The organism is Rhodococcus sp. OK611, assembly GCF_003050885.1.
GTDB classification, from domain to species: domain Bacteria; phylum Actinomycetota; class Actinomycetes; order Mycobacteriales; family Mycobacteriaceae; genus Rhodococcus_G; species Rhodococcus_G oryzae.
Genome location: NZ_QAOZ01000022.1, coordinates 23,962 through 39,454, shown reverse-complemented (window position 1 = coordinate 39,454; position 15,493 = coordinate 23,962). Strand labels below are relative to the sequence as shown.

Below are 15,493 nucleotides of genomic sequence, written 5' to 3'. Positions count from 1 at the left end.
GACAGCCGGGCGGTCGCCGACCGCGAGACGCTCACGGGGTGCCCGGACAGCTGTTCGGCGCGGGCACCCCGGCGAACCGGTCCGCGATCCAGGCCACCGCCCCCGGGGTGGCCCGCGGATCGGCATGCCCCTCACCCGGCCGCGACTCCAGCGCGATCACGTCGCCGAGGGCACAGGCCTTCGTCACTGCCGCCCTTGTCCAGTCCGCAGGGATCAGATCGTCGGTGTCCCCGACCACCACCAGCATCGGCGCCTCGGTACGTTGCTGAGGCAGCGCGATCCGCTCCAGCCACGCCCGCATCCGATCGGTGTCGGCGGTGGTCAGCGGGAGGCTGTCGGCCCGGGTGATCTGCACCGCCGCATCCCATTTCCGCTCGGCCGCAGGCCCGACGCACGACATGAAGACCTCTCGACTGTCCGCCAGCGCGCCCCGGATGTAGTTCGCCGGATCGAGGCCGCTGTGCTGCGCCTCGCTGCCCGCGAGCAGCATCGGCAGGAAGATCTGTTGCGGCAGCGTCAGCGAGATTCCGCCGAGGTCGTCGGCGATGTGCGACAGGTCCGCTGCCGGGGACAGGTTTGCCGCGCCGACGAACTCGAGCCCGTCGCCGTATCCGGCCGCGTGTTCGGCCGCGGACCACGACGCCTGACCACCCTGCGAGAGGCCGAGCGCCGCCCACCGGTTCGAGGTGCTCGGCACCGCCGCCCGAGCCGCCCGGACCCCGTCGATCAGGTTGTAGGCGGCGGACTTCGGCTCCAGGTAGGGGTGCGGTCCCGGTGTGCCGAGCCCCTGGTAGTCCGAGGCGACGACGACATAGCCCCTCTCGAGCAGCGCGGTGACCATACCGACGGCCCCGAGCAGGTCGGGGTACTGCGAGGGCGCACACTCGTCGGTGACGCCGGTGGTGCCGTGCCCGACGGTGACGATCGGCCACCCGCCCTCCGGCGCGGCACCCGGCGGGACGAAGACCATGCCGGACACCTCGGTTCCGCTGCCGTCCAGGCCCGAGGTGGAGCGGTAGACCAGCTTGCGGGCGGTGACCGGGCCGTGCGGACTCGCCGCCGCGGTCTCGGCGAGCGGCTGGTCCTCGATCAGCGCCCCTCGCTCGTCGCCGACGGGCGCAGGGGCCGACGCGATCGCGGCATCCGCGGCCGAGGTCGTGGCGTCGCGCACGGACTCGGCGGGGGCATCGGAGCAGCCGGCGGCGAGCGCCACACACGCGATCGCGGCGAGGATCGCCTTGGTCCGGTTCACGATCCGATTGTGCCCGAGCTGCGCCCGGGCGCTCACCACCGTGACCGCCGCACCCTCGACTCGGCCGCGACCTCTTCGATGTCGAGCCCGTCGAGCACGTACCTCAGCACCTCGTCGTCGAGTTCGCCCGCGTTCCTGGCCGCGATCAGCGCCGCCCGCTGGTCCTGGAGAACCCCGCGACGCAGCCGGTTGAACACCGCGCTCGCCCGTAGTGTCTTGGCCTCGTGATCGCTGACCTCCTCCGCCCGATCCACGTTCGCCCTTGCCTCGGACACCCGCTGCACCCGCTGCACCAGCGCCGACAGCTCCGCGGTCGGCATCCCGGCGGGCGGATCCCGCAGCGCCTCCTCGAGGAACTGCGCGGCCGCGTCGTGAGAGATCCGCCGCGCGAGCATCATCTGCTCGCCCTGTCGCCGGTCCTCATCCGGATCGGCCACGTCGAGGCGCCGGATCAGCAGTGGCAGCGTCAGGCCCTGGATCAGCAGCGTCCCCACCGCCACGGTGAAGGCGACCGCCACGATGACGCCTCGTCCGGGGAACGGATCGCCCGCCAGGGTCGTCAGCGGCACACCGGACGCGGCCGCGAGGGTGACGACGCCGCGCATCCCAGCCCAGGAGATCACCAGGTTCTGGCGCCAGCCCTCACTCCTGGCCTGGGTGGCGAAGATCCACATGGGGCGGATCAGGATCACCAGGGCGAGGATCGCCAACCCGTAGGCGAAGATGTGGTGGACGGGGAGCCCCTCGTCCCGCACGTCCTCGATGACGAACCGCAACTGCAATCCCATGTAGGCGAAGACGAAGGTCTCCATCACCAGGTCGATCGTCGGCCACACGGCGCTCTCCTGGAGGCGGGTGGAGACGGACTCGTCCCCTACATCGCGCCCGAGGACGAATCCCGCCGTGACAACGGCGAGGACCCCGGAGGCGTGGATCTCCTCAGCCGCGAAGTACGCGGCGAACGGCAGCAACAACCCCAGCACGGTCTCCATCGGCGGGTCCGCGATCCGCGCGCGGACGAACCGGACCGCGAACGAAAGGACAAGCCCGACAACGACTCCACCCACGACCTCGTAGAGGAAGTACAACACCGGCGAGCCGATAGCGATCTTCCTGCCGGTGACCGCCGCGGTCGCCAGGGCGAACAGGGTCAGCGCCGCAGCATCATTGACCAGCGACTCGCCCTTGAGGATCGCCATCATGCGGCGAGGCAGCCCCAGCTTCCGGCCCACCGCGACCGCGGCCACGGCGTCGGGCGGCGCCACCACGGCACCGAGAACGAGCGCGGCTCCCAGGGTCAGCTCCGGCACCAGCCAGTTGGCGAACCATCCGACAGCGAAGGTGGTGACGACGACCATGCCGATGCCGAGCCGCAGGATGGGTGCGAGATTGCGACGAAAGGTACTGAACGAGAAGTCGAGTGCCGCCGAGTAGAGCAGTGGCGGGAGGACGACGCCGAGCATCAGCTCCGGCGAGAGCTCGAGACGAGGAAGTCCGGGGATGAACGAGACGGCGCCTCCGATGGCGACGAGCACCAGGGGGACCTGGAGATCGAACCGCTTGGCGAACCCCGTCACGGCCATCGCGACGATCACGACGAGGAACAGCCAGGTGACCGTCATCGGCCTAGTTCACCGCGCAGCTTCCGCCCTTACCCGGCAGCCGATGTCTGTTGGCCGCCACCCAGCGGTACAGGAGGTCCTGGAGTTGGCGAATGCCCCAGATCCTGTAGACGAACAAGGGGATTCGGGTGCCGAGCACGCCCGAGAGCGCGGCGTTGATGGCACCCGCACCCGCGTATCGGTCACCGCGCGAGTCCACCGCCCAGGCCTGCTCGAGCGCGGCCTCGGTGTCCACCCCGAATCTCTCCGGCGCGCCGCGCTGCTGCAGCGCAACGGTGCTGACCCGACCGCGGCGGTCGATGCGGTCGAGGAATTTCGCGCTACGTACACAGAAGCCGCAATCCCGATCGAACAACAGCTCCACCGTGTACGGGGAATGACCGGGCATTGCGGCTCCTGTTCGGGATCGGCTATTCGTTCGGGATGATCTTCTTGGCCGCGTCCTGGGCCTTGTCGACGTGCTGGGCGTACTTGCCGCCGGTCTTCTCGTCGATGAAATCGCCCGCCTTGTCGACGGCGTCCTCGATCTTGTCGGAGTGCTGGGCGGCAGCCTCCTTGCCCTTGCCGAACAGTCCCTTGAGGGTGTCCATGAAGCTCATAGCGTCTCCTCTTCCGGTGCCGACCAGGCACCTTGGGTCGCCGGGAGTTCCCCCGCTTCGACCCCAGTCTCACAGAGATCCCGTGGTCACGCCACCGATTCTGGGCTGGTCTGGCCGGTGACGCCGCCGACATCCGGTGCTGCGAACAGCCGCCGCTTCTCGCCGTGGATCGCACCGGAGACCCACCACGCCACCTCCACCAGCACGATGCCCACCGCGCCGCAGACGAGCGCGGTGGTGGTGGCCGCCACGTTCGATGGATCGAGTTTGAAGAACTCGCGGGTGAAGGGCAGCGCGAACAGGACGAGATATCCGCCCACCGACCCGGCGATCAGCAGCACCTTCCACCACGTGTACGGCCGCGCCACGATGGCCAGCACCCAGAGCGCGATCATGATCAGGGTGATCAGGGCGGTGGTCCCAGCCTGCACCCGCTGCGCCTCGGTGGCCTCCGGCCCCGCGTACACCAGGGCATACGCGACAAACGTGGCGACGCCGATGACCAGGCCGGACGGCACCGCGAGCCGCATGACCCGCGGGACGAATCCGCTGCGCGCCCGCTCGTTGTTGGGCGCCAGCGACAGGATGAACGCCGGGATACCGATCGTGAACCAGGCCGCGATCGTGACGTGCCGCGGCAGGAACGGGTAGGGCATCGGCTCGAAGTCGAAGAACTCCGAGAGCACCCCCGACAGCCCGACGAGCAGCGCCAGCAACACCGAGTACACGGTCTTGGTGAGGAACAGGTTCGAGACGCGCTCGATGTTGCCGATCACCCGGCGTCCCTCGGCGACCACGTACGGCAGGGTGGCGAACTTGTTGTCCAGCAGCACGATCTGGGCGACCGCCCTGGTCGCGGGGCTGCCCGAGCCCATCGACACCCCGATGTCGGCGTCCTTGAGCGCAAGCACGTCGTTGACGCCGTCGCCGGTCATGGCCACCGTGTGACCACGTGACTGCAGCGCCCCGACCATCTCGCGCTTCTGGTCCGGCCGCACCCGGCCGAAGGTGGTGGCCGTGTCCAGGGTGTCGGCCAGCGCCTCCCGATCGGTCGGCAGCTCCCTCGCGTCGATCGGACGGTCACCGCCGGGCAACCCGAGCGAATCGGCAACCGCGCCAACGGAAACCGCATTGTCCCCGGAGATCACCTTGACCGCCACGCGCTGATCCGCGAAGTACTCGAGGGTCTCCCTGGCGTCGGGCCGCACCCGCTGCTCGAGCACCACCAGCGCCGCAGGTGTCACCCGACCCGGTGCAGCGGAGTCGTCCACCGGCAGGTCACTGCTGCCGAGCATGAGCACTCGCAGGCCCTTCGAACCGAGCTCCTCGGCCTCACGGGCGGTGTCGGTCTCCGGGTCGAGCAGCACGTCGGGTGCGCCGAGCACCCAGTTCCCGTTGTCGCCGTAGGAGATACCGCTCCATTTCTTGGCGGAGGTGAACGGTGCGATGCCCGTGCTGGTCCAGCCGGGATCGCCGTCACAGGATTCCGCGATCGCCAGCATGCTCGCGTTCGGACGGGGGTCGCTGCCCGCCATCGCCGCCAGCGCATCGCGGGCCGAGGCCTCGTCCCCGTCGAGGGAACGCAACTCCGACAGCCGCATGCCGTTCTCGGTGAGCGTGCCGGTCTTGTCCGCGCACACCACGTCGACGCGGGCGAGCCCCTCGATCGCGGGCAGTTCCTGCACCAGGCACTGCCTGCGCCCGAGCCGGACCACGCCAACCGCGAAGGCCAGTGAGGTCATCAGCACCAGGCCCTCCGGCACCATCGGGACCAGTGCCGCGACCATGCCGTTGAGCGCCGCGGGCAGATCCTGCTCACTGACGAACAGCTGGTTGTAGATGATCAGCAGGCCCGCCGGGATCATCAGGTACGTGATGAACTTGAGGATCTTGTCGACGCCGCTGCGCAGCTCGGAGTGCACCAGTGTGAACTTGCTCGCCTCCGCCGCCAACTTCGCCGCGTAGGCATCCTTGCCGACCTTCGTGGCCTGGTAGGCACCGCTGCCGGACACCACGAAACTACCCGAGAGCACCTGCTCGCCCGGCCGCTTGTGAACGGGGTCGGCCTCGCCGGTCAGCAGCGATTCGTCGACCTCGAGGACCTCGCCCTCGACCACGGCGCCGTCGACCACGATCTGGTCGCCCGCGCCCAGTTCGATGATCTCGTCGAGAACCACCTCGTTCGGCGCCACCGACACCGCTACGCCGTCGCGTCGGACCTGGGGCTTGGCCTGGCTGACGATCGCCAGCTTGTCGAGGGTCTGCTTGGCCCTGACCTCCTGGATGATGCCGATCGCGCTGTTCGCGATGATCAGCAGGCCGAACATGCCGTCGATCACCGAACCCGTGGCCAGCACGATGATCAGCAGCACGCCGAGGATCGCGTTGATCCGGGTGAACACGTTGGCGCGGACGATCTCCTTGACCGACCGGCTCGCGCGACCGGGCACGTCATTGGTCTGCCCGTCCGCAACCCGGCGCGAGACCTGCGCCGCGGTCAATCCGGTCGAGACGTCGACCTCGCTTGCCGTCAGTGTCGCGACCGTCACACCGTCGCCGGAATTCTCCTCGGGGGCCATGCCGCCAGGCTATGCCAGACCCGGGGACACCCGCCGCCTCGCGCTCACGCGAGCCGCAGCCACCACTGCCGCTGCGAGGCCGGGCGCAGCACGTCGATCCGCTGTCCCGGCATCGGCACGCTCACCTTCGTGTCCACCTCGCCCGCCGCAGCCAACAGCCGTGTCACCGGCTCCGCCCACGGATGGAACGCAAGATTGAAGGTTGCCCAGTGCACCGGGACCAGCACGCCGGACCCTGACTCGCCCTGGTTGAGATCGGCGTGCATCCGGACCGCCTCCTCCGGGTTCATGTGGATGTCCGGCCAGTGCTCGTCGTAGGCGCCGACCGGCAGCAGCGTCAGGTCGAACGGGCCGTGCCGCCTGCCGATCTCCGCGAACCTCGGGGTGTAACCAGTGTCACCACCGAAGAACACCGTGCGCTGCGGTCCGGCGATCACCCAGGACGACCAGAGCGTCGGGTTGCGTACCAGCCCGCGGCCGGAGAAGTGCCGCGCCTCGGTGCAGGTGAGGGTCAGGGCGCCGACCGTCGTCTGCTCGTCCCAGTCGAGCTCGATGATCCGATCGTCCGGCACCCCCCAGTGCCGCAGGTGCGCGCCGATGCCCTTCGGCACCACGAACGGGGCGCGCTGGGTGCGCACCAGTGCCATGACAGTGGCCTTGTCGAGGTGGTCGTAGTGGTCGTGCGAGACGACGACGGCATCGATCTGCGGCAGCGCGTCGATCCCGACCGGGGTCGGGTGCAGCCGGGCGGGCCCCACCAGCCGGGAGGGCGAGACCCGATGGCTCCAGACGGGGTCGGTGAGCACCCGGTGCCCGTCGATCTCGATCAGCGCGCTGGAGTGTCCGTACCAGGTGACGGCGAGTTCCGCGGGCTGCGCGGGTGCGAGCGGGGTGGCGAGCGGGATCGGGCTCCGCGGGCGTCCCAGCCGACCGCGGGTGAGCAGCGACGTCACGATGCTCGAGCGCGTGGTCACGAACTGGCTGCTGGGTTCGGTGTTGTGGAACCGCTTGCCGCGATACCGGGCGGAACCCTTCGCGTGCGGCACGATCGCCGTGGTCGAGGCGCCCATCGCCGAGGACAGGTCCGTGCCGACCCGCACCAGCGCCGCGACCCCTGCAAGGCCGGCCGCGGCCGCGATGGCGCCCTTGATCCCGAGTCTCATCGGCCCTTGAACTCCGGCTGCCGCTTCTCCCACCGCGCCTGGCGGGCCTCGTCCATGTCCTCGCTGCGCCAGGCCGCCTGCAGCGCGCTGAGCTGTTCGGGGGTCGGGTCGTCCTGGGTGCCGTCGTCGTTGAACACCATCTTGAGGTGCCGCAGCGACAGCGGGGCCAGCGCCGCGATGCGCTTGGCCCAGTCCTGCGCGGCCGCGAGGTCGCCGATCTTGTTCGCCAGGCCCGCGGTCAGCGCCTCGTCGGCGGTCAACGACTCCGCTCCGAGCAGCATGGTGCGGGCCGGTCCGCCGCCCGCGAGGGACACCAACCGCTTCACGGTCCAGGTGTCGACGGAGATGCCGAGCTTGGCGGCGGGGATCGCGAAATGGGCGTCGGGGGCGACGACGCGCAGGTCCGAGGCCAGGGCCAACTGGGTGCCCGCACCGACCGCCGGGCCGTTCACCGCCGCGATCACCGGGATCGGCGTCGAGTCGATGGTGTGCAGCATCTCGAGCAGGGTGTCGGTGAAGCCGTCGGCGTACACGTCACCGGACAGGTCGGCGCCCGCGCAGAACGCGGAGCCCTGCCCGGTCAGCACGATCGCCCGCGCACCCAGGCCAACGGCCTCGTCGACGGCATCGCGCAGGAGTACGCATTGCTCGGTGTTCAGAGCGTTCCGCCGCTCCTCTCGCTGGAGCTCGATGGTCACCACATCACCGTCGCGGCTGGTCCCGATCATGTGAATGACCGTACCGTTCACACCCGGGAGGTTGCCACCATGCAGACACGGTCGGACGTCGTGGTCATCGGCGCCGGGCAGGCAGGCCTGTCCGCGGGCTACTACCTGCGCCGGTTCGGGCTCGAGCCCGGTGCGGGATTCGTGATCCTCGACCACTCCCCCGGCGCGGGAGGCGCTTGGCAGTTCCGTTGGCCCTCACTGACATTGAGCACCGTCAATCGCGTGCACGACCTACCCGGCATGCCGTTCACCGATGTCCTGGACGACACCGCGCCCGCCGAGGTGCACGCCGCCGAGGCGGTACCGCGCTACTTCGCCGAGTACGAGCGCCGCTTCGACCTGCCGGTGCACCGGCCGGTGCACACCCGGGTGGTGTGTGATCAGGCGGGCGACGGCCTGCTCACCCTGGAGACCGACTCCGGAGCGGTCACCGCCCGCGGGATCATCAACGCCACCGGCACCTGGGAGCGCCCGTTCATCCCGCGCTACCCCGGCGCCGAGCTGTTCCTGGGGCGTCAGCTGCACACCAGGGACTACCAGAGCGCCGCCGAGTTCGAGGGCCGTCACGTCGTCGTCGTGGGTGGCGGCATCTCCGCCGTGCAACTGCTCGACGAGATCTCCCTGGTCACCTCCACCACCTGGGTGACCCGCAGCGTCCCGCAGTTCCGGGACGAACCGTTCACCGCGGAGGAGGGCAGGGCCGCGGTCGCGGTGGTCGAGGACCGGGTGCGGCGCGGCCTGCCGCCCGGTTCGGTGGTGTCGGTGACCGGGCTCCCGGTCACCCAGGCGATCCGGGCAGCCCGGGCCCGCGGCGCCCTCGCGCGACTGCCGATGTTCAGCGAGATCACCGCGGACGGGGTGCGCTGGGCGGACGGCACGCACCGTCGCGCCGACGTGATCCTGTGGTGCACCGGCTTCCGTAGCTCGCTCGATCATCTGGCCCCGCTCCGGCTGCGCGGGCCAGGCGGCGGAATCGCCATGACCGGGCGGCTGGCCACGCAGGTTGCGTCCGACCCGCGGATCCACCTGCTCGGATACGGCCCGTCCGCGAGCACGATCGGCGCAAACCGGGGTGGACGAGCGGCCGCGGCGGAGCTGATCGAGCATCTGGGCGCGACCGCTCGGTAGCGGACCGCACCCGGCCCGTCAGACCGAGGCCGCTGCCCGTTGCCGGATCTGCCGCGGGGACTCACCGGCGAGGTCCCTGACGGCGCGACCGAACTGGCTCAACCCGGTGAAACCGCTCCGGCTCGCGATCTGGCCGACCGACAAGTGCGCGGCGCCCGGATCCGAGAGCAGGTCGATGCCATGCCTGACCCGTCGCCTGCGGATCATGCCGTAGACCGAATGGCCGTCGCCCTCCATGAGTTTGTGGAGGTAGCGGGGGCTGACGTTGATCCCCGCGGCGACGCGATCGACATTGAGGGTCGGGTCCGTGAAGTTGCGTTCGATGAAGTCGTACACCCGGGCCCGGTTGCCGACGGCCATCTCCTCCGGCGTGGGCGCCTCGTCGGCCGACGACTGGATCACGGCAAGCGCCAGATCCACGATCGCGTGCTCGATCAGCGACTGTTCCGCGAGGGTGTTCGGGTGGTGGCGGGTGAGCGGCTCCAGCATTCCCGCCAGCGCGCTCCCGACGGGCGATCCCGGAATGACGGCGCCGGTGAGCTTTCGGGTGTCGATCGACCTCTCCGCGAGCAGCCGGCGGGGGAGGTAGACGAAGACGACCTCGCTGCCTGCTGCGACATCGAGTTCGAACTCGCGCCCGAAATCGACGAACGTGATGTCGCCGGCCGCGCCCCGACCCGAGGACCGATCCTGTTCCACGCCAACGGTGCCCGACCGGATGGTCGCCACGGAGACGTAGTCACCCATCTCATCGTCCAGCATGGTGCGGGTGCGAACCGCCGTGACGGCGGTCGACTTCATCCGATTCACGCGGATCGTCCCGAAGTCCGTGGATCCCATCGTCGCCCTGAACTGCGACGGTTGTTCGGCCCTGAATCGGCAGATCCCGGAGATCATGTCGATCCCATCGGCCCCGCGCATGTGGAGACCGCCGAGGAACCGTTGCGTCAGACCAGCGGTCTGCAGAGTTGCCGTGCCAGCGTTCAATTCGCCCCCAGTGTCGCCCGTGCCCCCCGACATGAGTTTCAGAACGCACTGTAACGCAACGCAACGGACGCCGTGGTCAGTCGGTCAGCCCGCGTCGGCGACCACCTGGCGCGTCTGCGTCAGCGGAGCGAACTCGAATCCCCAACCGAGCGACCGCCGCACGCCCAAGGTGAGCAGCCGCTGATACTGGGACCAGGCCTGCGACTGCCAGTCCAGGAACCGCTCGACCACGAGCGTGCGCCACTGTGCATCGTCCAGGGTCAGCGCAACGGTGGACACGTGCAAACGGGTGCAGATCAGCTGTCGCTCGGCGCAGATCTCGGTTTCCGACAGCCCGGCCAGACCCACCGCGGGACACCACTCGACGCCCGCACAGGTGTCGAACCTGACGGCCGTCGCATGCCGCTCCCAGGTCGCCAACGTCTCCTCGACCGCATGCTCGTGGGCCGACAGCACCGCGTCCAGGCGGTCCCGCAGCCTTCCCCCGAATGCCGCACGCAGAACCGATCGCGGCGGGGTGAAGGTCACCTCGAGCGCCGACACCGATGCGCTCTCGCGCCGCACACCACAACCGTCCCCGAACAGCCACTCGGCGACGCGCATCTCGGGCGGGTGCGCGAACTCCGGTCCAGCGGTGGAGGACCCGACCCAACGCAGCCGGGAGATGTCGGGACACTGGAGCGGCGGAACCGAATCCGCGTGTGCGATAACCCACGTCATAGCGGGCATGATGACATCCGGACAACTGTTCAGACTGGACCGAATACCCAATTGTGACCCTGATGCGCGAATCGTCGAATCCCCATGCGCGGATCACCCAGTCCGGTCACGGACTCGGCACCACCACGCCGACGGGTCCTGATCCCACGCACAGCGTGAGGTCCGGTTCGACCGCGCGCACCTCGAGCAACCCACCGCCACCCGTCAGGCGCACGAAAACACTGTTCGCGCCGCGCCGAACCGGAACCGTCACCGGCTCCCCTTGCTGGAGCGACACCGTGATCTCGCCGTCAGCCGAGGCCAGATAGTTCAGCCGAACGGTCCACTCCCAGCCGGCCAGCGGTCCGTCGAGCGGCAGCTCGGAGACGTCCGTTCCGATGCGGTGCCCGCAGCCCGGCTCCGGGCCCGGATCGATGGCCCGAACCCATGTCACCTGCGCGTCGACAAGTCGGCCGTCATCGTCGAGCATGCGCAGCTCCGGGGTGGACGCCGCGAACTCCGGGCGATCCGGCAGCGGCCCTAGGACGTGACTGACCAGGTTGTGGGGGTGAGCGACCGGCAGCAGCACCCAGATCGACGCCGGCTGCTCCAACAGCGGCACATCGGGATGCGCCGCGAGCGCCGACCGCGCGTTGGCCAGGTAGTCACGTGTCGTGTCGTCCCGCCAGCTGTCGGCAAAGGTCGCGGTCGAGACGAGACTGCCCGCGACGAACGCGGACATCAGTGCCACCGCCACCGCCGGTCCGCGCACGGAACCCGCCCCCGCGGTTCGGGCGGGGGCACGCAGGATGACGGCAAGCGCGATGGCGATGATGACGGCGCTGTCGGTCAGGTAACGCAGCGTCTGCCCGAGCTCGAAGGTCGTCTCCGCGCCCGATCTGGTGACGACCATCGCCGCGACCGAGGCGAACACATAGGCCCCCACCGCGATCCACACCCACGCGACCCGCCGCTTCCAGACAATCGTGGCGACGACCACCGCGGCGGCGAGGACCCCGCTCGCGGCGATGAGCACCCCGGGTGGCTCCGCCCACGGCGGACTCGGTGGCCAGCGGTCCCAGGTCCAAGGCCCGCCGAAGAGCGTCGGCAGCAGCCCTTTCGACGTCGCGTGCTTGACCATCTCGACCGCCGACGCACCGTCGTATTCCGCGAAATCCACGGTGACGGTGAGTCGGTAGATGAGCGACCACACGACCGCCAGGAGCAGCGTGGGCGCCCAGAGGAGCGCCCCCCTGGCGGTCGCGGCGCGAATCGGTTGCGCCCGACCGTCGACCCGGTAGATCAGTGCGACCGCGGCGAAGGCCACCAGCGGCACCAGCACCGCCTTCTCGAAGAACTGCAGCGACACCGCGAACACCAGGAACCCGGAGATCGCGTAGCGCGCACTGCCGGTGCGGCACAACCGAATCGCGTCCCCCGCCACCCAGGCGAGGCCGATCTGCAGCGGCAACGCATTGAGCCCAGCGGCCCACCAGGCGAAGGCGGGCAGGGTCAGCGGCGAGAAGAGGTAGAACACCAACGGGATCAGGATGGCCGGGCGGCGACCGAGGATCAGACGGAGCAGCCGCAGTACGGCCAACGAGGCCAGCGCCTGGAGCACCAGCAGCATCAGCGCCGCCACCGGCCAGTTGTACGGCGCCAGCCTCGTCGCGATCCCGGCGACGAGGAATGCCGCAGGCATGAAGTGACCGTCGTGGTCGTAGAACAGAAACTGCGACGACAGCAGCGACATCGATCCGGACCGGCCGGTCAGGATCAGGTCGTCCCAGTAGAAGTAGCCGCGACTCAGGACCAGGCCCCGCACCACCAGCTGCAGCGCGATCAGCGCCAGCGCGATCTGCATGACGCGACGGCCGCACAGTTGCCACCAGCGAGGCGCCCTGGCCGGCCGCCCGTCGGTGGCCGACCCCGAGGCGGACGCCGGGTCCGCGGGGACGAGCATTTCTGCGCGCATGGTTGCACCGACCCTAGTGGCTCGAGTCGATTGAGCCCGCATTCGTGCGGACGCTGGCTAGGATCAGTGTTCGGTGTTGCCGAGAGTCCCGTGCGACCGAGAGGACCCGAATGCGTTTCCTCAAGCTTGCCGCCACTGCCGCCGCACTCATCGCCGTGCCCGCCGCCCTCGCGGCACCAGCCGCACAGGCCCTGACCCCTCGGACCGTCTTCGGGACGGTGACCTGCAAACAGGGTCCGCGGAGTTCGCCACCGGTGGCGGTGTGGGTGGTCGCCGAGAAGGGCGAATCCGGGTGGGCGGAACTCGACAACCCAGTCGGCGCCCGCGGATCGGTGCGCGAGTATTCGTACACGGCCTATGACGCCGAGCGATTCCGACTCGTCGTCGGGTGCGGGGGAACAGCCGAGCAGGCGGAGCGGGCCGTCGTCACCGGCTGGGTGAAATCCGGTCGACACAACCTGACAATGAACTACTGACCGTCCGGCACCAACCCCCACCCTTCTGACCGCCGGGTATCGTCGGGCGGGTGACGTGGAATGAGGTCGGGCCGATGCGGTCGCTGCATCTCCGGCACCTGCTCCTCATTTCCACCATTGCGATGCTGATCGCCCCGGCCTTCGCCCCGAACGGCCCCGCGACCGCAATCGGCGCGACAGTGACGGTTCTCGCCCTTCTCGCGATTGCCGGTCGCAGCGCGATCGAACCGCTTTGCCTCCTTTTCGCGCCCTCGACAGGGCCCGCGCGCGATGAACAACGCCGGCGTGGCTCATTCCGCCGCCAGAGCAGCCCCGATACACCGGGGAAGCCGCAGCCCCGGGCTCCCGGAACTCACCTCTCACTCGCGTAGCTCTTTCTTGCCCTTTCCCTGCGCGCTCCAGTGCAGCGTTGAGCAATCGACGGCCAAGCGCCGCAATTCCCACCTGCACTCGTAGAGCGCGCCTCGCAGTGAGGTGTTCACTCATGCTCGATTTCATCTACTACCCGGTGTCGGGAATCCTGTGGATCTGGCACGCCGTCTTCGGGTTCGCTTTCGGCCCGGACAGCGGACTCACCTGGGTCCTTGCCGTCACGTTTCTCGTCTTCACCCTGCGCGCACTGCTGTACGCGCCCGCGGTCAGACAAATACGCACCGCGCGGCAAATGCAGGAATTACAGCCGCAGATCAAGGCCCTGCAGAAGAAGTATCAGGGTGATCGCCAGCGGCAAGCCCTCGAAATCCAGAAGCTACAGAAAGAACACGGGTTCAACCCACTCATGGGTTGCCTGCCGATCCTGGTGCAGGCACCGGTCTTCATCGGCCTTCTCCACGTCCTCCGGTCGTTCAATCGGACCGGCGACGGATTCGGGCAACTCGGTATGTCGCCCGAGGCCAATGCGAGCACCCCGAACTATTTCTTCAGCGTCGACGAGGTTCAGTCGTTCCTCTCGGCACGCGTGTTCGGGGCCCCGATCTCGGCATGGATCACCCAGCCGAGAGAAGCTCTCGAGGCGTTCGCTCCGTTCGGCGGGATCCCATCGGTCGCGAGCATCGCGGCAGTGGCGATCCCGCTGATGGTCGCTGCAGGCATCGCCACCCATGCGAATGCCCGCGCCTCGATTCGGCGACAGAGCCAGGCGGCACAGGAGAACCCGCAGGCCGCGATCATGAACAGATTGATGCTCTGGGTTTTTCCGCTCGGCGTCCTCGTCGGCGGGCCATTCCTACCCATCGCGATCCTGATCTATTGGGTGAGCAACAACCTCTGGACCTACGGGCAGCAGCATCTCATCTTCCGCCGGATCGACGCCGAGGAGAATGCCAAGCAAGACGCAGGGCGGCCCAAACGCCGTCGCTGACGCCGGGCCGCCTCGGGGTGACTCACATGTCGAACTCGTCCGGGTCCGGTCCCAGCCGGTTGCCGGCGTCCAGGCCGGCGATCGCGACGAGGTCATCCGCGTCGAGCGCGAATTCGAAGACGTCGATGTTCTGCCGAATCCGGTACGGCGTCACGGACTTCGGGATGACGACGTTGCCGATCTGCAGGTGCCACCGCAGCACCACCTGCGCGGTGGACCGCTGATGCTTCTCGGCGATCCGGGCCAGCACCGGGTCGTCGAGCAGCGCACCGCCCTGGCCGAGGGGCGACCATGCCTCGGTGACGATGCCGTGTTCGGCATGGAACGCGCGCAGCTCCGGCTGCGCGAAGTCGGGATGCAGCTCGATCTGGTTGACGGCAGGGATCACGGACGTTTCGTCGATGATGCGGCTCAGCTGAGCGGGCTGGAAGTTGGAGACCCCGATGGAGCGCACCCGCCCCTCCGCCTTCAGCTCGGCGAAGGCACGCCAGATCGCGATGTAGTCCTCGCGCGCCGCGCGAGGCCAGTGGATCAGGTACAGGTCGAGGTAGTCGAGGCCGAGCCGCTCGAGGGAGGCGTCGAACTCGCGGCGAACCGAGTCCGCCGTCCAGGTCTCCCCCGCGCCGTTCCACAGCTTGGTGGTGATGAACAACTCGTCCCGAGCCACCCCGGAGTCCGCGATCGCCCGGCCGGTGCCCACCTCGTTGCGATAGATGGCCGCGGTGTCGATGCTCCGGTAACCGATGCTCAACGCGCTGATGACGGCCGAATAGCTCTCGTCGTCGGGCACCTGCCACACGCCGAAGCCGAGCTGCGGGATGGTGTTGCCGTCGTTCAACGTCACATTCGGGACAGGGCTCAGAGAGGTCATGCAACCCACAACTCCGGCCGTCGGAGCCTTGTTCCCCGCGCGACTGAGACAATC

14 protein-coding genes and 1 pseudogene are annotated in these 15,493 nt (G+C 69.0%); 4 read left to right on the top strand and 11 right to left on the bottom strand.

Annotated features, from left to right (window positions below):
- Positions 1–31 precede the first annotated feature (31 nt).
- From C8K38_RS24175 to C8K38_RS24145, 7 genes are all read right to left on the bottom strand, one after another.
- On the bottom strand, positions 32–1,252 hold the full coding sequence (locus C8K38_RS24175; RefSeq protein WP_097213995.1) for a lipase family protein: 1,221 nt from the start codon (positions 1,250–1,252) through the stop codon (positions 32–34).
- 32 nt (positions 1,253–1,284) lie between these two features.
- A complete protein-coding gene (locus tag C8K38_RS24170; protein ID WP_097213922.1) occupies positions 1,285–2,874 on the bottom strand; it encodes a Na+/H+ antiporter in 1,590 nt (529 codons plus the stop codon).
- Between the two features lie 4 nt (positions 2,875–2,878).
- Positions 2,879–3,262 (bottom strand): thiol-disulfide oxidoreductase DCC family protein, encoded by a 384-nt coding sequence (locus tag C8K38_RS24165; protein WP_097213921.1) that lies wholly within the window; start codon positions 3,260–3,262, stop codon positions 2,879–2,881.
- A 22-nt stretch (positions 3,263–3,284) separates the two neighbouring features.
- Positions 3,285–3,473, bottom strand: coding sequence for an antitoxin (locus C8K38_RS24160; RefSeq protein WP_097213920.1), 189 nt, complete (start codon positions 3,471–3,473; stop codon positions 3,285–3,287).
- An 86-nt stretch (positions 3,474–3,559) separates the two neighbouring features.
- On the bottom strand, positions 3,560–6,052 hold the full coding sequence (locus C8K38_RS24155; RefSeq protein WP_097213919.1) for an HAD-IC family P-type ATPase: 2,493 nt from the start codon (positions 6,050–6,052) through the stop codon (positions 3,560–3,562).
- A gap of 44 nt (positions 6,053–6,096) precedes the next feature.
- A complete protein-coding gene (locus tag C8K38_RS24150; protein WP_097213918.1) occupies positions 6,097–7,215 on the bottom strand; it encodes an MBL fold metallo-hydrolase in 1,119 nt (372 codons plus the stop codon).
- The gene (locus C8K38_RS24145) at positions 7,212–7,943 is read right to left on the bottom strand and encodes an enoyl-CoA hydratase (RefSeq protein ID WP_097213917.1); all 732 of its coding nucleotides are present in this window, start codon (positions 7,941–7,943) and stop codon (positions 7,212–7,214) included. The genes C8K38_RS24150 and C8K38_RS24145 overlap by 4 nt, the downstream gene beginning before the upstream one ends.
- Positions 7,944–7,982: 39 nt before the next feature.
- On the opposite strand from C8K38_RS24145, the gene C8K38_RS24140 reads away from it, so the two are divergent.
- Positions 7,983–9,071, top strand: coding sequence for an NAD(P)-binding domain-containing protein (locus C8K38_RS24140; RefSeq protein ID WP_097213994.1), 1,089 nt, complete (start codon positions 7,983–7,985; stop codon positions 9,069–9,071).
- A gap of 18 nt (positions 9,072–9,089) precedes the next feature.
- On the opposite strand, the gene C8K38_RS24135 is transcribed toward C8K38_RS24140, so the two are convergent.
- From C8K38_RS24135 to C8K38_RS24125, 3 genes are all read right to left on the bottom strand, one after another.
- The gene (locus C8K38_RS24135) at positions 9,090–9,968 is read right to left on the bottom strand and encodes a helix-turn-helix domain-containing protein (RefSeq protein ID WP_257017797.1); all 879 of its coding nucleotides are present in this window, start codon (positions 9,966–9,968) and stop codon (positions 9,090–9,092) included.
- 174 nt (positions 9,969–10,142) lie between these two features.
- Positions 10,143–10,778 (bottom strand): relaxase domain-containing protein, encoded by a 636-nt coding sequence (locus tag C8K38_RS24130; RefSeq protein WP_179800697.1) that lies wholly within the window; start codon positions 10,776–10,778, stop codon positions 10,143–10,145.
- Between the two features lie 106 nt (positions 10,779–10,884).
- Entirely contained in the window at positions 10,885–12,621 is a 1,737-nt protein-coding gene (locus tag C8K38_RS24125; protein ID WP_097213993.1) for a hypothetical protein, read from the bottom strand.
- Between the two features lie 221 nt (positions 12,622–12,842).
- Here C8K38_RS24125 and C8K38_RS24120 point away from each other — a divergent pair, with 221 nt between their 5' ends.
- From C8K38_RS24120 to yidC, 3 genes and pseudogenes are all read left to right on the top strand, one after another.
- Positions 12,843–13,208, top strand: coding sequence for a hypothetical protein (locus tag C8K38_RS24120; RefSeq protein ID WP_097213914.1), 366 nt, complete (start codon positions 12,843–12,845; stop codon positions 13,206–13,208).
- 74 nt (positions 13,209–13,282) lie between these two features.
- The gene (locus C8K38_RS27415) at positions 13,283–13,579 is read left to right on the top strand and encodes a DUF6412 domain-containing protein (RefSeq protein WP_219912808.1); all 297 of its coding nucleotides are present in this window, start codon (positions 13,283–13,285) and stop codon (positions 13,577–13,579) included.
- Positions 13,580–13,692: 113 nt separating this feature from the next.
- Positions 13,693–14,559: pseudogene (gene yidC, locus C8K38_RS24110) on the top strand (membrane protein insertase YidC); the annotation flags it as partial.
- A gap of 31 nt (positions 14,560–14,590) precedes the next feature.
- On the opposite strand, the gene C8K38_RS24105 reads toward yidC, so the two are convergent.
- Positions 14,591–15,439 (bottom strand): aldo/keto reductase, encoded by an 849-nt coding sequence (locus tag C8K38_RS24105; RefSeq protein ID WP_179800696.1) that lies wholly within the window; start codon positions 15,437–15,439, stop codon positions 14,591–14,593.
- Positions 15,440–15,493 lie beyond the last annotated feature (54 nt).

Excerpts from the sequence above, each read along its gene's own strand:
- C8K38_RS24170 (WP_097213922.1), bottom strand. The coding sequence starts at position 2,874 with ATGACGGTCACCTGGCTGTTCCTCGTCGTGATCGTCGCGATGGCCGTG.
- C8K38_RS24165 (WP_097213921.1), bottom strand. The coding sequence starts at position 3,262 with ATGCCCGGTCATTCCCCGTACACGGTGGAGCTGTTGTTCGATCGGGAT.
- C8K38_RS24160 (WP_097213920.1), bottom strand. The coding sequence starts at position 3,473 with ATGAGCTTCATGGACACCCTCAAGGGACTGTTCGGCAAGGGCAAGGAG.
- C8K38_RS24155 (WP_097213919.1), bottom strand. The coding sequence starts at position 6,052 with ATGGCCCCCGAGGAGAATTCCGGCGACGGTGTGACGGTCGCGACACTG.
- C8K38_RS24150 (WP_097213918.1), bottom strand. The coding sequence starts at position 7,215 with ATGAGACTCGGGATCAAGGGCGCCATCGCGGCCGCGGCCGGCCTTGCA.
- C8K38_RS24145 (WP_097213917.1), bottom strand. The coding sequence starts at position 7,943 with ATGATCGGGACCAGCCGCGACGGTGATGTGGTGACCATCGAGCTCCAG.
- C8K38_RS24140 (WP_097213994.1), top strand. The coding sequence starts at position 7,983 with ATGCAGACACGGTCGGACGTCGTGGTCATCGGCGCCGGGCAGGCAGGC.
- C8K38_RS24135 (WP_257017797.1), bottom strand. The coding sequence starts at position 9,968 with ATGATCTCCGGGATCTGCCGATTCAGGGCCGAACAACCGTCGCAGTTC.
- C8K38_RS24130 (WP_179800697.1), bottom strand. The coding sequence starts at position 10,778 with ATGACGTGGGTTATCGCACACGCGGATTCGGTTCCGCCGCTCCAGTGT.
- C8K38_RS24125 (WP_097213993.1), bottom strand. The coding sequence starts at position 12,621 with ATGCAGATCGCGCTGGCGCTGATCGCGCTGCAGCTGGTGGTGCGGGGC.
- C8K38_RS24120 (WP_097213914.1), top strand. The coding sequence starts at position 12,843 with ATGCGTTTCCTCAAGCTTGCCGCCACTGCCGCCGCACTCATCGCCGTG.
- C8K38_RS27415 (WP_219912808.1), top strand. The coding sequence starts at position 13,283 with ATGCGGTCGCTGCATCTCCGGCACCTGCTCCTCATTTCCACCATTGCG.
- C8K38_RS24105 (WP_179800696.1), bottom strand. The coding sequence starts at position 15,439 with ATGACCTCTCTGAGCCCTGTCCCGAATGTGACGTTGAACGACGGCAAC.